Source organism: Desulfothermus okinawensis JCM 13304 (assembly GCF_054654515.1).
In genome coordinates this window covers 1-13441 of the sequence record NZ_BAAIEW010000015.1, presented here as the reverse complement: position 1 = coordinate 13441, position 13441 = coordinate 1, and the positions used below count along the sequence as shown (strand labels likewise).

Sequence of the window (13441 nt, the reverse complement as noted above, 5' to 3'; positions counted from 1 at the left end):
AAGGGGAGAAAACAAAATGAAATGTCCAGGTCAGGATACTCAATTTTGGGATAAGTCAGCGGTGTTTGAGGTAAAATGTCCCAATTGTGGTGAAGATGTGGAGTTTTTTAAAGACGATACCATGAGAAAATGTCCCCACTGTGGACACAAATTCTTAAATCCCAAAATGGATTTTGGATGCGCTGCATATTGCCAGTATGCTGAGCAGTGTCTTGGAAATCTTCCACCAGAACTTCTGGCACAGCGAAAGAATATGTTAAAGGACAGAGTTGCAATTGAGATGAAACGTAAATTTGGACAAGATTTCAAGAGAATTGGACATGCTATAAAAGTTGCCAGATATGCTGAACAAATTGCACGGGAAGAAGGAGCGGACATGGGGGTTGTTTTAATTGCTGCATATCTCCACGATATAGGTATTATTGAAGCCGAAAAAAAATATAACTCTTCAGCTGCCATATATCAGGAAGAATTAGGGCCTGGTATTGCTGAGGAAATTTTAAAGAGATTAGGGGCAGATGATGCACTTATATCCGAGGTTTGTGATATAATAGCACACCATCATCATCCAAGGGAAGACGATACAATAAATTTTAAGTGTGTATATGATGCTGATACTATCGTGAATTTAGAAGAAAAGATAAAAAAACAGGAAATAAGTCCAGAAAAAATAAAAGAAATTATAGATAAAAGATTTTTAACTGAAACTGGAAAAAAACTGGCAAAAAAGGTATTATTAGACTAAGGAGTAATCTATGAAAGTACTTAGAAAGATCATAGAAGTTGATGAAGAAAAGTGTGATGGTTGTGGGCAATGTGTGCCTGCATGTGAAGAAGGGGCTATACAGATAATAGATGGCAAGGCAAAACTTGTTGCTGAAAAATATTGTGATGGACTTGGCGCCTGCCTTGGTGAATGCCCCAACGATGCAATAAGGCTAATAGAGCGGGAAGCAGAGGATTTTGACGAAGAGGCTGTGGAAGAATATTTGAGTTCAAAAAATAAGGACAAGCAGGATGAAAAATTGGCGTGTGGATGCCCATCTAATCAGGTGCAAATTTTATCCAAGGGTGATAAGCAACAAAATAGAGGAGAAAAGGTAAAATCTGCCCTTTCCCACTGGCCAGTCCAGATAAAGTTAGTTCCCCCACATGCACCTTTCTTACAAAATGCAGACCTCCTGGTTGTGGCTGACTGTGTAGCTGTGGCCTACCCAAATCTCCACGCAGATATGCTACCAGGAAGGGTCATCATGATAGGATGCCCTAAATTCGATGATAGAGATGAATATGTGGAAAAATTTACTCAGATTTTCTCTAATAACAACATAAATTCAGTTGAAGTGCTCATTATGACTGTACCATGTTGTTCTGCCCTGCCATCAATTGTAAAAAAGGGGATAGAAAAGAGCGGAAAAAGTATAACAATTAAACAGACAGTAATAAATCCAGAAGGTAATATTGTTGATACTCTAATCAAATAATAAACAAACTAAAAAACAAAAAAGGAGTGTACTATGTTTTGTAACCAATGTCAGGAAACCGCAAAAAACCAGGGATGTACCAAGGTTGGTGTATGTGGAAAAAAAGAAGACCTTGCCAACCTACAGGACCTACTCATCTATCTTGTAGAAGGCATATCCATTTATGCCAATAAACTTAAAGAAATAGAGGAGGTGGACAGTAGTGTAGGGAGATTTGTTTGTGAAGCAATGTTTAGCACTATTACTAATGTGGGCTGGGATAATGCAAAATTTGAAGAATGGATAAACAGGGCCCTTAAAGTAAGAGAAGATGTAAAGGAAAGATTTCTTGCTGCATACAAGAACAAATATGGAAAGGAATTCAGTGAGCCTTTAGACGATGCAGCAACATGGACAAGCTCAAATCCAAAGGACTTTTATGAAAAGGCCAAAGAAGCAGGCTGGCTGAGATTTGAAAATGAAGATCTCAGGTCTTTAAAACAGACCATATGCTTTGGAGTCAAGGGAATTTGTGCCTATGCTGACCATGCTGCACTTTTGGGATTTGAAGACAAAGACATATATAACTTTATTTTTGAGGCAATGGCAGCAATGACAGAAGATTTGTCTGCAGATGAGCTCTTAAATCTGGTTTTAAAGACAGGAGAATATGGTGTTAAGGTCATGGCATTACTTGATGAGGCAAACACATCAACTTATGGTCATCCTGAAATTAGTGAGGTATACCTAGGTGTTAGAAACAATCCAGGAATCTTAATTAGCGGCCACGACTTAAAGGACTTAGAAGAGCTCCTAGAACAAACAAAGGGGACAGGCATTGATGTATATACCCACGGAGAGATGCTCCCTGCCCATTATTATCCTGCATTTAAAAAATACGACCACTTTGTTGGGAACTATGGAAGCTCATGGTGGCACCAGAATAAGGAATTTGAATCCTTTAATGGACCTATTATCTTAACAACAAATTGCCTCATACCTGTTAGGGGAAACTATCTGGACAGATTGTTCACAACAGGGGTTGTTAATTATCCAGGAGCAACCCACATTGATGACAGACCAAAGGGCGGGACCAAGGACTTTTCAAAGGTAATTGAAAGGGCAAAATCCTGTCCACCACCAACCCCACTAGAAGACAAGAAAATAGTTGGTGGATTTGCCAGAAATCAGGTCCTGGCACTTGCTGACAAAGTAGTTGATGCTGTAAAATCAGGTGCTATTAAGAGATTTATTGTTATGGCTGGATGTGATGGAAGGCAGAAAAAGAGGGAATATTTCACAGAAGTTGCCAAAAATCTGCCAAAAGACACTGTTATCTTAACAGCTGGATGCGCCAAATATAGATATATCAAGCTGGATCTCGGGGATATTGGTGGGATTCCCAGGATACTTGATGCGGGGCAGTGTAATGACAGCTATTCTCTGGCAGTAATTGCCCTTAAACTAAAGGAAGTTTTTGGTGTTGATGATATAAATGACCTGCCAATATCCTTTGATATTGGATGGTATGAACAAAAGGCTATAACCGTATTTCTGGCACTACTCTATCTGGGATTTAAGGGAATGAGGGTTGGCCCAACCCTACCAGGATTTTTGTCACCAAATGTTGCAAAAATCCTAGTTGAAAAATTTGACCTAAAACCCATTGGAGATGTGAAAGAAGATATAGAAGCAATGATGCAGGGTAAATAATAGGCCAAGTTAAATTCCATGGGCCCGGACAATTTTTATCCGGGCCTTTTTCAAATTCTCATCTATTAATCTCCTACTTTTTCCCTGTTTGAATTCCTAACCCAGGTTTGTCAAAACTTGGATTAATATTTTAATATACCCAAAAAATTAAAAACTCCTTTATGTTATGGTTTTTAATTCAAATTTCTGCATTAACCCGAGTTTATCATCTTGATAAACTCGGGTTAGATTGGCTTCCAATAATTGAGATTGACAAAATAAAAAATAATAGGCAATAAGGTTAACGTTACACATTATTAAAAACTTTAAGGAGGTATGGTTATGAGAAAATTTTTGTTAATGGCTTTGATTTGTTTTGGTTTTTTAGGTTTTGTATTGTCGCCTGTTTTTGGAGGAGGGTCTTTTACCCCCAATGGAAACCAGAGGAAGGGTAAGTATCTCTACAGGAAGTACTGCAGAAAATGTCACGATGGATCTTCAGCAAAAACATTGTCACCAAGCTCAAAAACAATGGCTGAATGGGAAGAGGTGTTTGCCCATTATGAAAACCTAAAATGCAAGGATGAGTGGAATAAGTTAAAACACAAAGATCTAAATGACATATTCAGTTACTTACATGAACATGCCTATGATTCCCCACAACCAGCAACCTGTGGCTAATGGAGGTAGTAAATGGTAAAAAAAACATTTATATTGTTATCTATTTTCCTCTTATTTTTCACCTATGCCCATGCAGGGGCAAATACACAGGACCTTATAAAGCAGACTGAGGAGCTAAAATCCCAGTTAAATGAGCTCCAAAAACAGATGATGCTCCTTCAACAAAAACTAATGGAGACCCAGCAAAAATTAGAACAAAATGAAAAACAGCAAAAAATGGCCAATAAAAAGGTAGATAGTTTAGCTAGCAGGGTCTCCAAGGCAATTAAACATGCAGCTTCTGACAAAGTAAGACTCAGTGTAGAGCTTGAGCCCAAATTCTGGTCAATACACATGGATGATGTGTATGCAGCCCCAAGCTCCTTAACAAGTCTGTTCTTTAAAGATTATAATCCCGCTAACCCCTTTGCAGGTGGTTTAAATGGCGCCACGCTTCCCCAGATCCAGCAGATGTTTCAGGGTATGAAACAGGCAGGTATGGTACCCAAGGCAGACAAAATAGATGTTGACAATGACATTGTTAGGACCCTCAGGTTCAGACTTAGAATGGACTCTGAAGTTAACAAACACTTGAGATTTGCTGGAAGAATGGCAGTTTACAAAGTGTGGGGAGATAGTGTTGGTATAAATGTAAATAGTGCTGGAATGCACGATATTACTTTAGACGGGACTGAGTCATCAAATCCACATGGAGATGATGTAAAACTGGAGAGGGCCTATTTTGTATATCACAATGAATTCCATAAAATAAAATGGCACTTTTCCCTTGGCAGGAGACCATCTACAGAAGGTCCTCCATTTGAATACAAAGAAAACCTCCCTGATGTAGGAGGATCACCCCTTGCAACTATTATCAACTGGGAGTTTGATGGGGCATCTTTGGGATTTAACTTTGAAGACCTCACTGGAATACCTGGTCTTGCCTTTAAACTCTGTTATGGTTCTGGTTTTGAAAGTCAATATGGAACAACAAGTGCCTTTGTGAGTCAGCCTGATTTAGATGATGTAGATCTCTTTGGCTTCATTGCCACATTGTACAACGGTTGGGTTGATCCACTGAACATGGACTTAAAAGTAATGGTGAACTATGCATATGCACCGGAGATTTCAGATGGGTTTACTGGTCTAACTGTAATGCCTTTTATTGTTTCTAAAGATTCACAGGGCAAGTACCATTTTGAGCAAAACACAGGCCTTTTTGTGGACAGGGTTGAACCACAAACTGACATTGGAAAATGGCAGGCTTCCACCTTGCTTGTTCAAACCAATATGTTAGACGGGGCCTTAGACCTGTTCTTGTCTGGATCCTGGAGTCATACCGAGGCAAAAAGGGTATCTAAAATACCACTATATGAAATGCTTGGATACAGCTTGCTCTCGTCCAATGGAAAGTTAGAAGATAGAGATGGATGGGCATTTTATGGTGGTGTTAGGTACAACTTAGATGACTATGGCCTAAAACTGGGCTTTGAATACAACTATGGATCAAAATATTGGTTCCCATTTACTGGTGCTGAGGACAACCTGGTTGCATCCAAGATTGCTACCAGGGGACATGTATGGGAGCCTTATTTTATAAAATCCTTGGTAAACAATAACTTCTATATCAAAGCAGGTGCCCAATTCTATAAATATGAGTATTCAGGAAGTGGAAATCCTTTAGGTGAACCAGTTGACATAGACAAGATCACAGGTATGGACGCCCTGTTTCCAGTCATAAAATATATGCAACAATATTACCTATCTGTTGTGTACAAATTCTAAAAATAAAAGGCGACCTCAAAGGTCGCCTTTTTTAAAACTAACTTCACTTTTAAGGAGAACTAACAAATGGCTGAAAATGGATTTCTTAGTTTTGCTGCCCAAGAGATAAAACAGGGATACTCCTTTATTTTTGGCAAAAAATGGCCTGCGTGGCTCTCTGGAATCCTGCTGGCATTTCTCGCCATTATGATCTTTTTGTGGTGGCATACATGGGGTATTGCTGGTGGATACAGAAACTGGGGTGACTGGCTTTATTATCTAATTGGCCTGTATGATAAAGCACCACAAAAATCTCCTTTGGAAAATGGCATGAGTGTATCTAACATTGGTCTTGTTTTAGGTGCCCTGGCGTCTGCCCTATTTAGCAAACAGTTTAAAATAAATCCTGCACCTAAATGGGAGTATTTAAAGGGCATAGTTGGCGGTGCCCTTATGGGAATAGGTGCTGCCCTGTCTGCTGGATGTAATGTTGGAGCCTTTTATTCTGCTCTGGGAATGCTAGATTTAAGTGGTTTCCTTATGATGATTGGGCTTTTTACAGGCGCATATATTGGTCTAAAATACCTTTTATGGGAAATGGAACACATTGAAGTTGGTGGAACTGGTGCTACAGGTGCAAAAGATGCCAATTTTGATAAAATCAAACCATTTTTTGGATATCTGGTGACAGCTCTAGTGATAATTGCATTTTTTATCTATTCAAAATTTAACAAGACCCAGATGGGAGGGCTTCTTTTCTTTGGATTTTTGATTGGAATGGTCATGCACAGGGGTAGATTTTGTTTTGCCAACGCCTTTAGAGAACCTTTTATGACTGGCGACGGTACCATGATGAAGGGTGTTATGATCAGCCTTATGTTATATGTTGGAGCCAGTGTGGTAATAAAATGGGCATATATTCAGCCACCAGAAGCTGGTGTTTATCATCCATATTTTGGAGCACTTATTGGTGGAATGATCTTTGGTTTTGGCATGCTCCTAGCTGGTGGATGTGCAAGCGGTACCCTGTGGAGGATGGGAGAAGGACATATAAAGCTCTGGCTGGCATTTGTGGGATTTACCCTATCAAACTCCCCAACTGGAATGCTAATTAAAAAATATGGTCTCAAAAAGATCCTGGGACATGGAATTTTTGCCCCAAATATCCTTGGATGGCCCATTGCCTTTGTATTGTTCATCCTTGTTTTTGTATTTATAATAATCCTTTTAAAATGGAATGAAGAAACAGACAAATTTGTTGTATTTTAAAAATATAGGGGGATTTAAAATCCCCCTTCCCTCCTAATCCTAATCCAGAAATTCAAACAAAAAGCTGTAATATATTAAAATATATGATTTTTTTAGAATATTATTAAACCTCATCTGAAAATTTCCGATTAAAGTTTATAGATATTAGCCCATGTTTTGATAAACTTGGGCTAAAAATACCCATAAACAAAGTTTTGGCCTTTATCTTCTAATTCTCACATAGGTACTTGACTAACCTAGTTTCCAGTATTAACCAATATCCACAATCTGGCAAATTCTAATTTTAAGTATTTATCAACATATAAACCCCGAGACAATATCCTATAATTGATTTAGATCTATTTTTTTGAGATATTGTTTTTATTTTAAAAGCTAAATAAATACCTTGAAATTCTCATAAAGATAAAGTTAAAGTGCTAAAAAAATAGGAGCAGGGCAAAATGAAAAAAAGTTTTATTTTCATACTTATTGGTCTAATTTTTGTAGGATGCAGCAAAGAAGAGATATCCTACAAATCCCATTCAAAAACTATTAAAAACGTGAAGGTGGACACAATAAAAGCATTAAAAATACGAGAAGAGGTAAAATTAACGGGTTCTGTTATCCCGTTGGATAAGGCGAGAATATTTTCTAAAGTAATAGGTGAAGTCAGGGATATTAAGGTAACAGAGGGAGAATATGTAAAAAAAGGTGATATTATAATAGATATTGATGATAGTCTATATAGGGCAAGGTTAAAACAGGCAAAGGCAACGTCTTTAGAAATAAAAAGGCATATAGATTCTGCCAAAAAGAAACTATCTGCTGCAAAATCCAACTTTATACTGGCAAAAAAGACTTACAACAGGTTTAAAAAACTAAAGGACAAAGGGGTTGTCAGTAAGCAGAAATATGATGAGGTGCTTGCGAATTTTAATAGTGCAAAATCCATGTACATGGCAGCAAGATCAGAAGTAGATGCCCTTTATGCAAAATTAAAAATGGTAAAAGCCAAAGTTGAAGAGGCAAAAATATATATTGGTTATACAAAGATAAGGGCTCCTTTTAAGGGCATTGTAATAAAAAAATTTGTTGACATTGGCGATAGTGTAGCTCCCTCTTCACCCCTTCTTGAAATTCAGTATAACAACAATTACCAGATAAAATGTGAGGTTCCAGAGGCCTATATAAATTTTATAAAAATTGGAGATCGCATAAAGAGTGAGATCTTAAAAAAGATGGTGCCAGCCACTGTAACTACCATTGTCCCACTTGGGAACGAGATATCCAGATCTTATGAAGTAAAGCTGAATATTCCAAGCTTTGACTTTATAAAACCTGGTATGTTTGCAAGTGTATTTATTAAAACCAGAGAGATAACCCCTATTCTTGTTCCCACATCTTCCGTGGTGTCCCACGGTCAGATTCAAGGGCTCTATATTGTGGATAAAAATGGAAAGATAAATTTCAGAGTAATCAGGACAGGAAGAATCATGAACAACATGGTTGAGATTATATCTGGAGTAAGACCTGGAGAAAGATATGTAGTCTCGCCCACGCCATCTATAAATCATGGAGACAAGATAGCTGCAGGGGGTGTAATCTATGGATAATCCTAAGTCCCTTGGTATTGCTGGAAAGATTGCAGATTATTTTATAGATTCAAAACTCACCCCTTTAATTATTATTGCGTCTCTGCTCCTTGGGCTCCTGACCCTTTTTGCCCTACCCAGGGAAGAAGAGCCCCAAATAATTGTGCCAATGATAGACATATTTGTTGCAATGCCTGGAGCAGATGCAAAGGAGGTGGAGGTTCGAGCAGCTAAACCAATGGAAAAGCTTCTGTGGGAAATCCCTGGCGTTGAATATGTTTATACCACATCATATCCTGGATATCTAATGGCTGTTGTGAGATTTTATGTTGGAGAAGACGAAGAAAAATCAATTATCAGGTTGCAATCAAAACTCATGGCAAACTATGATAGGATTCCATATGGCGTCTCTCCTCCTTTAATTAAACCGAGATACATAGACGATGTACCAATTTTGTGCCTCACATTTTGGAGTGATAAAGAAGACCACTATACCCTAAGGCGAATCGCTGCACAGGTAGAAGATGAAATAAAAAAATTAGACAATGTGTCACTCACCACATTAATTGGGGGATATAAACGCCAGATAAAAATACTCCTGGATCCTTCTAAGCTGGCTGCATATAATCTGGATCCAGTAATCCTGTCCAGAATGATTACATCATCAAACATTGCTTCAAATACTGGTGAGATCCCCTCAATAAATGGAGAAATCCTAATTCATTTAAATGGATTTTTTAAGTCAAAGCAGGATGTGGAAAACCTTGTAGTGGGAGCATATAAGAACAGGCCAATCTATTTGAAGGATGTTGCAGATATAGTAGATGGTCCAGCAGAACCTGACAACTATGTGTTCCTTGGGCCTGGACCTGCTGCAAAAGAAAAAGGTATATCCCATATAGAAACAAAAGATGGAGTCTTTCCGGCGGTTACCCTATCCATTGCAAAAAGAAAGGGTTCCAATGCAATAGTAGTGGTAAAAAATGTTTTAGAAGTAGTTAAGTCTTTAAAAGGAAAAGTTATACCAGAAGATGTAAATGTCACTGTAACAAGGAATTATGGTGAAACTGCAAAAGAAAAATCCAATGAACTTCTATTCCATATGTTTCTTGCTGTTATATCGGTTACTCTACTTATCTGGTTTGCACTAGGATTTAGGGAATCTGGAATTGTTGCATTTGCAATACCTGTTACACTTGCCCTAACCATTGCTGCCTTTTATTTCCATGGATATACCTTAAACAGGATAACCTTATTTGCCCTTATCTTTTCAATAGGAATACTGGTGGATGACGCCATTGTCGTTGTTGAAAACATTGCAAGACACTATCGTCTTCCAGAAAATAGAGACAGGAGTTTTAGAGAAATAGCAGTCTATGCAGTGAGTGAAGTAGGAAATCCAACTATTTTAGCATCTCTAACAGTTATTGCTGCAATACTTCCCATGGCCTTTGTGAGGGGACTCATGGGACCTTACATGAGGCCAATTCCAATAGGTTCTACTGCTGCCATGATTTTTTCCATGTTGGTTGCATTTATAGTAACACCGTGGGCATCACTACTGCTTTTAAAAAAAGATAGAACCCCTGGTCATAAAAAAGAGGATATAACAATACGTATCTACAGAAAGGTAATGGGAGAACTAATCCACAAAAAGGTTTATACCTGGTCATTTTTAACGTCCATTGTTATTTTGCTTATTCTCTCCTGTTCTCTCATCTATTTTGGTTGGGTTAAGGTAAAGATGCTACCTTTTGACAACAAAAGTGAATTCCAGGTAGTTTTAGATATGCCTGAAAATGCCACCTTAGAAGACACCACCAGGGTTGCAATGGAAATGGCGGATTACTTAAAGACTGTACCAGAGGTAGTGGACTATGAAATATATTCTGGTATTGCTGCTCCCTTTAATTTCAACGGTATGGTAAGGCACTATTATTTGAGACGTGGTGCAAATGTGGCGGACATACAGGTAAATTTAGTAAACAAACACAAGAGAGACGCCCAGAGTCATGATATTGCCAAAAGGGTGAGGCCCCATTTAAAAGAAATTGCAGACAAATATGGAGCCCGGGTAAAAGTAGTTGAAGTGCCCCCAGGCCCACCGGTCTTATCTACTTTAGTGGCAGAAATATATGGCCCAGATTATAAGACACAGGTTCAGATTGCCAAAAAAGTCAGGGACATATTTGACCACACCAAAGGGGTTGTTGATGTTGACTGGTATGTGGAAGAAAAAAGTCCTAAAATAGATATAATTCCAGACAAGACAAAGTCAGCTCTCAATGGAATTCCCACATACAAGATTAATAAGGCCCTTGAGTTGTGCTTAAAGGGTGAAAGATTGGGACTTTTGCACCTTCCAAATGAATTGGAAGACGTATGTCTTTTTATGAGGATGAAATTTAGTGAAAGGTCAAAGCTTGATAGGTTAACCTCTGTTAAAATTAGAGGGATTAATGGCTCATTGGTTCCCTTATCAGAGTTAGTTACCACAAAAAAGACCACTAGAGAAATAAGTATTTATCATAAAAATTTAAGACCAGTTGTGTATGTGATAGGGGATGTTGCAGGAGAAAAGGAAAGCCCTGTTTATGCAATTCTGGATATGTATAACAAAATAAACAACATAAAACTCCCAGACGGCTATAAGATAAAACAGCTATTTACTAAATTACCAGATGATAATTCCAGGAGATATTCCCTTAAATGGGATGGAGAGTGGCAGGTAACCTATGAAGTATTCAGGGACCTTGGGATTGCCTTTGGAGTTGTCCTGGTACTTATCTTTATCCTGGTAGTTGGGTGGTTTAAATCCTTTACTACCCCTCTAACCATAATGGCGGCAATTCCCTTTTCTCTAATTGGTATCTTACCTGCCCATGGAATGCTCCATGCCTTTTTTACGGCAACTTCCATGATTGGATTTATTGCTGGAGCAGGAATAGTGGTCAGAAATTCTATAATTCTTGTGGATTTTATAGAACTCAGATTAAAGGAGGGATATCCTTTAGACAAAGCGGTTATAGACGCTGGAGCTGTTAGATTTAGACCAATGCTCCTTACAGCAGCAGCAGTTATAGTTGCAGCCTCTGTAATACTCTTAGATCCAATCTTCCAGGGCCTTGCCATATCCCTTATGTTTGGAGAAATTGCATCCCTGCTAATATCTAGAATGGCTGTTCCAATCCTATATTATTTAGATAAAAGGTGGGAATTTCAACATACCCACACAAAATAACCAACCAATAAAAGGCCATTGGATTTATTGGCCCTAATAAACCCAATGGCCTTTTTGTTTTAACTTTAAATAAAAAAGAGCCTCTACTGCTTCAGTAGAGGCTCTTTAGCGGAGCCGACGAGACTCGAACTCGCGACCTCCGGCGTGACAGGCCGGCGTTCTAACCAAACTGAACTACGGCTCCCATGGGCGGAACAGGGCTCGAACCTGTGACCCCCGGCTTGTAAGGCCGATGCTCTCCCAACTGAGCTATCCGCCCTAGCGGAAATGGACTATATATATTTTTGTACTACCTGTCAACTTTTTTTTAAAATATAACTAATATTTTTCAAAAAAAATATCTTCTTTTAAAAGATATTTTAAGGGTACCATATAATATTAAATCATCACCCCTGACTCCATAGCAACCTCAAACTTCTCATCTATTACATCCATATGGGATTTTACGTTCAGCATCTTATAAGGATAATAGTTCTCAAGCTTTTCAGGTTCAGACAGAGAAATATTATAACCTTTATGTTTAGCAATTTCATTTGCCAAACTCACCACTAAAAGATCTTTTGTTATGTTTGAACATCCTTTTAAATAATTATGGAACTTTGCTATTTTTAAAAAAGAATATGAAAAGCCATGGGAAGCCAATAAAGCTACCCCTAGCTCAGAATGTATATTTTGCATATGAATCTGTATATCTTGAATTTTTAATTCCCCTTTTATATCTTTTTTCTTTATAACATCATCCACTGCTGTTATAAACACTAATTTTCCAATATCGTGAAAAAGTCCCAAAAGATAAGGATCTTCATCCAGTTGGATATCCATTACCTCACATATTATTTCACAAAGATTAGCCACAGCCACTGAATGTTGCAAATATTTTTCTAAAAAACTATCAAATATACTTTCGCTACTAAAAATCATATCTTTCATGAACAGATTATGTATTACATTTAAAGATTCCTCTAGTCCTATTCTAAAGAGTGCATCCTCTAACGATGTTATTTTTTTAATAGGTTTATATATAGGTGAATTTGATATATGAATAATTTTGTAAGTAACAACAGGATCTTGTTTTATAATTTCAGCTATAGTAGAGATATCACTTCCCTTTGTTATAGCATCCTGAACAGCCATCCACACATTTGAAAAACCAATGGTAAACAATTCACCTTTTTTTAGCTTTTTTACAACATACTTTATAATATCTTCTTTGTCATTTTTTGATTTTTGTTCTTGTGATATATAATGTCTTATCTTTTTTAAGATTTTGTTTTTATTAAATGGTTTAACAATATAATCATTACATCCCAATTTAATACACATTTTAACAGTATTAATATCTGATTTTGATGTGGTCATTATTATTTTTGATCTTCTATTTTCTTCTAGTCCTAGCTCTTTTTCTGTATCTCTTATCTTTTTTAAAAGATCTACTCCACTATCATCTGGAAGTATGATATCTAAAAATATCAATTTAAAAGGAGATCTGTTTTTTAAAGATGTTAAATATAAATTTAATCCCTCATTAGCTGTTGTAGTACTTTCACACATAAAATAAGGTGATAAAATCTTTTCTAATTTTTTTCTACTTACATATTCATCTTCTACAATTAACACCTTCATAAAGGGTTATCCTTTCAGTTTATTATAAAACTCCCTTAATCTAACAAATTCATTTTCTAACTTTATTAATATACCCATTAATAAATCCTTTTTCCCTTGTTTTGCAGACATCTCCATCTCATATGCAATATCTCCCAAATTATCAGCACTTAAATTAT

9 protein-coding genes and 2 tRNA genes are annotated in these 13441 nt (G+C 37.3%); 8 read left to right on the top strand and 3 right to left on the bottom strand.

The window, feature by feature from the left end; all coding sequences use genetic code 11:
* Window positions 1-16: 16 nt before the first annotated feature.
* From ACYQ0O_RS07150 to ACYQ0O_RS07115, 8 genes are all read left to right on the top strand, one after another.
* Window positions 17-745 carry an HD domain-containing protein gene (locus tag ACYQ0O_RS07150; protein WP_459891750.1) on the top strand — a complete coding sequence of 243 codons (729 nt, stop codon included), beginning with the start codon at window positions 17-19 and terminating at the stop codon, window positions 743-745.
* Between the two features lie 10 nt (window positions 746-755).
* Entirely contained in the window at window positions 756-1484 is a 729-nt protein-coding gene (locus ACYQ0O_RS07145) for an ATP-binding protein (protein WP_459891749.1), read from the top strand.
* 33 nt (window positions 1485-1517) lie between these two features.
* Window positions 1518-3176: a hydroxylamine reductase gene (hcp, locus tag ACYQ0O_RS07140; protein ID WP_459891748.1), complete on the top strand. Its 1659-nt coding sequence runs from the start codon at window positions 1518-1520 to the stop codon at window positions 3174-3176.
* Window positions 3177-3497: 321 nt separating this feature from the next.
* Window positions 3498-3836, top strand: coding sequence for a c-type cytochrome (locus ACYQ0O_RS07135; protein ID WP_075069290.1), 339 nt, complete (start codon window positions 3498-3500; stop codon window positions 3834-3836).
* 12 nt (window positions 3837-3848) lie between these two features.
* Window positions 3849-5600, top strand: a complete 1752-nt coding sequence (locus tag ACYQ0O_RS07130; RefSeq protein ID WP_459891746.1) for a DUF3373 family protein — start codon at window positions 3849-3851, stop codon at window positions 5598-5600.
* Between the two features lie 66 nt (window positions 5601-5666).
* Complete coding sequence (locus tag ACYQ0O_RS07125; protein WP_459891745.1) at window positions 5667-6848, top strand: YeeE/YedE thiosulfate transporter family protein; 1182 nt, start codon at window positions 5667-5669, stop codon at window positions 6846-6848.
* 440 nt (window positions 6849-7288) lie between these two features.
* Window positions 7289-8440: an efflux RND transporter periplasmic adaptor subunit gene (locus ACYQ0O_RS07120; RefSeq protein ID WP_459891744.1), complete on the top strand. Its 1152-nt coding sequence runs from the start codon at window positions 7289-7291 to the stop codon at window positions 8438-8440.
* Window positions 8433-11660, top strand: a complete 3228-nt coding sequence (locus ACYQ0O_RS07115; RefSeq protein WP_459891743.1) for an efflux RND transporter permease subunit — start codon at window positions 8433-8435, stop codon at window positions 11658-11660. Before ACYQ0O_RS07120 ends, ACYQ0O_RS07115 begins: the two co-directional genes overlap by 8 nt.
* A gap of 109 nt (window positions 11661-11769) precedes the next feature.
* Here ACYQ0O_RS07115 and ACYQ0O_RS07110 read toward each other — a convergent pair.
* The 3 genes from ACYQ0O_RS07110 to ACYQ0O_RS07100 form a co-directional block, all read right to left on the bottom strand.
* Window positions 11770-11844 (bottom strand) — tRNA-Asp (locus ACYQ0O_RS07110).
* Between the two features lie 2 nt (window positions 11845-11846).
* A tRNA-Val gene (locus ACYQ0O_RS07105) sits at window positions 11847-11919 on the bottom strand.
* Between the two features lie 119 nt (window positions 11920-12038).
* Window positions 12039-13283 (bottom strand): HDOD domain-containing protein, encoded by a 1245-nt coding sequence (locus ACYQ0O_RS07100; RefSeq protein WP_459891742.1) that lies wholly within the window; start codon window positions 13281-13283, stop codon window positions 12039-12041.
* Between the last annotated feature and the right edge of the window lie 158 nt (window positions 13284-13441).

Excerpts from the sequence above, each read along its gene's own strand:
- ACYQ0O_RS07150 (WP_459891750.1), top strand. The coding sequence starts at position 17 with ATGAAATGTCCAGGTCAGGATACTCAATTTTGGGATAAGTCAGCGGTG.
- ACYQ0O_RS07145 (WP_459891749.1), top strand. The coding sequence starts at position 756 with ATGAAAGTACTTAGAAAGATCATAGAAGTTGATGAAGAAAAGTGTGAT.
- hcp (WP_459891748.1), top strand. The coding sequence starts at position 1,518 with ATGTTTTGTAACCAATGTCAGGAAACCGCAAAAAACCAGGGATGTACC.
- ACYQ0O_RS07135 (WP_075069290.1), top strand. The coding sequence starts at position 3,498 with ATGAGAAAATTTTTGTTAATGGCTTTGATTTGTTTTGGTTTTTTAGGT.
- ACYQ0O_RS07130 (WP_459891746.1), top strand. The coding sequence starts at position 3,849 with ATGGTAAAAAAAACATTTATATTGTTATCTATTTTCCTCTTATTTTTC.
- ACYQ0O_RS07125 (WP_459891745.1), top strand. The coding sequence starts at position 5,667 with ATGGCTGAAAATGGATTTCTTAGTTTTGCTGCCCAAGAGATAAAACAG.
- ACYQ0O_RS07120 (WP_459891744.1), top strand. The coding sequence starts at position 7,289 with ATGAAAAAAAGTTTTATTTTCATACTTATTGGTCTAATTTTTGTAGGA.
- ACYQ0O_RS07115 (WP_459891743.1), top strand. The coding sequence starts at position 8,433 with ATGGATAATCCTAAGTCCCTTGGTATTGCTGGAAAGATTGCAGATTAT.
- ACYQ0O_RS07100 (WP_459891742.1), bottom strand. The coding sequence starts at position 13,283 with ATGAAGGTGTTAATTGTAGAAGATGAATATGTAAGTAGAAAAAAATTA.